The 932-nt window shown below is 66.2% G+C and carries 1 protein-coding gene; it reads right to left on the bottom strand.

From position 1 onward, the window contains the following. A partial coding sequence (locus NKI52_RS32655) for a relaxase/mobilization nuclease domain-containing protein (protein WP_502897844.1) occupies positions 1 to 932 on the bottom strand: 932 nt, incomplete at both ends.

The raw sequence follows: 932 nt of genomic DNA, 5'->3' as shown, positions 1-932 counted from the left end.
AGTCCTCGCAACGTGCTTTCGGCTCTGTCGGAGATCACCCACCGGCCGGGCTCGATCTCGCTCGCCAGGCCGAAGTGTTGCAACCTCTTCGCCCGATCGATCAGCAGGTAGCGGTTGCTGGAAATGGTGTAGCTGTCGCTGGCGTTGGGACGGAGATCGACAACATCGTGCTCCTGCTGTTCGGCAATCAGCATGCGGTCGAGCCGGGTCAGCCGTTCGGCCCCGACTTCGTTGGCCAGCTTGCGGGCGACCTCGACCTCGCTTTGCAGGCCGAGTTCCCGTTCGACCAGCTCGCTTGCCCGGTGACGAATGCCATGGGCGATGTAGTCGCCGGCGATGTTCAGGATCTTGCCGTCGTCGGTGACGCCGCGCAGCAGCACATGGGTGTGCGGATGGCCGGTGTTGTGATGGTCGACGGCGATCCAGTCGAGGCGCGTGTTGAGGTCGGTCTCCATCTGCCGCATGAGATCGCGGGTGAAGGACCGCAGGTCTTCCATCTCCGCGGCATCCTCCGGCGCGACGATGAAGCGGAACTGATGCCGGTCGCCCCGCCCGCGTTCGACGAAGGCCTTGCCGTCGGCCTCGTCCTCGACGGCCGAGTACACCCTGCCCTTCTCGCCGTCCCTGGTCACGCCGTCCCGCTGGAGATAGCGCAGATGCGCATCGACGGCCTTGCTGGTCGTCACGAACTTTTGGCCGCGTCCGGTGGTCCCCTTGCCTCGTCCTGGCAACTTGACGACGCGCGCCTTCACGACGACGCGGCGGGAGCGAAAGCGGACGCCATTGCCGTCCTGCTTCCAACCGCCACCATCCCTTGGCAACTCTGCTGCCAGCTTGCCGCCGCGGCCGCGGGCGTTGAAGCGGCCACTCCCCTTCCCGGCACCGCTGCTTGCACCGAGGCGATAGGGATTGCCGCCCTGCTTGCGGATGGC

The sequence above is a fragment of the Mesorhizobium sp. M0590 genome (assembly GCF_040320905.1).
GTDB lineage: Bacteria > Pseudomonadota > Alphaproteobacteria > Rhizobiales > Rhizobiaceae > Mesorhizobium.
Note: the sequence above shows the minus strand (reverse complement) of the source record. Positions and strands in the feature narration are given on the sequence as shown.